Origin of the sequence: Mycobacterium sp. THU-M104, from assembly GCF_049197365.1 — a bacterium.
GTDB lineage: Bacteria > Actinomycetota > Actinomycetes > Mycobacteriales > Mycobacteriaceae > Mycobacterium.
Map to the genome: position 1 here is coordinate 1 of NZ_JBMIOP010000289.1, position 2,301 is coordinate 2,301.

Below are 2,301 nucleotides of genomic sequence, written 5' to 3' on the forward strand. Positions count from 1 at the left end.
TGCGCCGAACGCACCAACCCCCACACCGCCGCACCCGCCAAATCCCCCACGTCCTCCCCCGGCAACGCCACCGCACCCCGCGTCGACACCACCAGCACACCCGTGTCGCGCTCGGTGACCCAGGACTGCACGACGGCCAGCGCCTGGTGCGTACGCGCGTACACGTCGACTACCGGGAGCACATCGGCCGCAACGGATTCGAAGACCTCGTTGACATGGGCTTCGTTCTCGGCGGCCGGCGTCGACGAAGCCGGCGACCAGATCAGCTCGAAGAGCCGGTCCGGGGACGAACCCGAGACCGCCGCCCGCAGCTGCCGATCGCTGACCGGCCGGGCCACCATCGCACCCACCGACATCACCGGCAGGCCCAGCCCGTCGGCGAGCTCGATCGAGACGGCGGACTGCCCGGCGGGCGCGATCCGGACCCGCACCGCCGATGCGCCGGCCGCGTGCAGCGACACGTTCTGCCACGAGAACGGCAACAGCACTTCGCTCGTCCGCGGGCCGGTCCGGTCGGCCACGATCAGCGCGTGCATCGCCGCGTCGAGTAGCGCCGGGTGCATCCCGAAACCGTTGACACCACCGGCGGCGTCGGGCAGCTGCACCTCGGCGAACACCTCGGCGCCGCGAACCCATGCCGCGGTCAATCCCCTGAACGCCGGGCCGTAGCCGTATCCACGGGCCGCGAGCCGCTCGTATCCGCCGCCAGAGTCCACGGCGACGGCGCCGGCCGGCGGCCACACCGACAGGTCCGCGCTGGGCGCCACCGAGCCGGAGCCCAGCATGCCCTCGGCGTGGCACACCCAGTCCGATCCCGGGGCCGCGCCGGCGCGGGAATACACCGAAACGCTGCGCCGTCCCGAATCCTCAGGGGTGCCCACCACGACGTGCAGCGCCACGGAATCCCCGGGAGCGGGCAGCAGCAACGGCGCTCGCAGCGTCAACTCGTCGACGACCGGGCAGCCGACTTCGTCGCCGGCGCGGATCGCCAGCTCGACGAAACCGGCACCGGGGAACACCGGCACCCCGCAGACCGTGTGGTCGACCATCCACTCGTGCGCGCCGGGCGCCAGCCGGCCCGTCAGCACCACCCCGCCGGAGGCCGGCAACTCCACGACCGCACCGAGCAAGGCGTGGTCGCCCGCACCCAGCCCCAGACCGGCGGCATCGGCCCCGAAGCCCTCGTTCGAGAGCCAAAACCGGCGCCGCTCAAAGGCATAGGTCGGCAGCTCGACGAAGCGTGCCCCGTCCAATGCACCGCGCCAATCGACGCCCACGCCCGCAACGAACGCGGTGGCGGCCGACGCGAAAAAGCGGTCCAGTCCGCCCTCTTCGCGGCCCAGGGTGGGGACCACGATCGCGGCGGCATCGCCGCCGGCGCACTCGTTGCAGGTGTCCTCGATCCCGGCGATCAGTGCCGGATGCGGACTGGATTCGATGAACGTGCGGTAGTTGTGCTCGCAGGCGCTGCGGACGGCCTGCTCGAACTGCACGGTCTGACGGATGTTGCGGTACCAGTATTCGGCGTCCAAACCCGCTGTGTCGATGCGGCTTCCGGTCACCGTGGAGAAGAAGGCGGTACGTGAGGAACGCGGCTCGATACCCGACAGCGCCTCGATGAGTTCCGCGCTGATGGCTTCGACCTCGACCGAATGCGACGCATAGTCCACCTCGATCCGTCGGGTGCGCAGCCCCTGGTCGGCGCAGATCCGTATCAGGTCCTCCAGCGCACCCACTTCGCCCGAGACCACCACCGCGGCGGGGCCGTTGACTGCCGCGATACCGATGCGTTCACCGTAGGGCGCCGACAACTCCCGCGCCCGTTCGGCGCCGCAGGCGATGGACACCATGCCGCCGGGACCGGCTAGCGACCGCAACAGCTTGCTGCGCAACGTCACCACGCGGGCGGCGTCGGGCAGGGACAGCGCCCCGGCGACGCAGGCCGCGGCGATCTCGCCCTGCGAGTGTCCGATCACGGCGTCCGGGCTGACGCCGACGGACTTCCACAACTCGGCCAGCGAGACCATCACCGCGAACAGCACCGGCTGGACGACGTCGACGCGGTCGAGGCCCGGGGCGCCCGGCGCCTGGCGCAGCACGTCGATCAGCGACCAGTCGACAAACTCCGAGAAGGCCTCCGCGCACTCCGCGATGCGCTGCGCGAAAACAGGCGCAGTGGAAAGCAATTCGACACCCATGCCCACCCATTGGGAGCCTTGGCCGGGGAACACGAACACGGTCTTGCCCGCCGGTGTGGCGCTGCCCCGGATCACCGAACCCGCCAGGTCGTCACCGGCCAGC

The 2,301-nt window shown here is 71.1% G+C and carries 1 protein-coding gene; it reads right to left on the reverse strand.

What is annotated here, in order from left to right; translation table 11 throughout:
• Positions 1-2,301, reverse strand: a 2,301-nt coding sequence (locus tag ACOJVU_RS20770; protein WP_421531516.1) for an acyltransferase domain-containing protein, incomplete at both ends; no start/stop codon positions are given.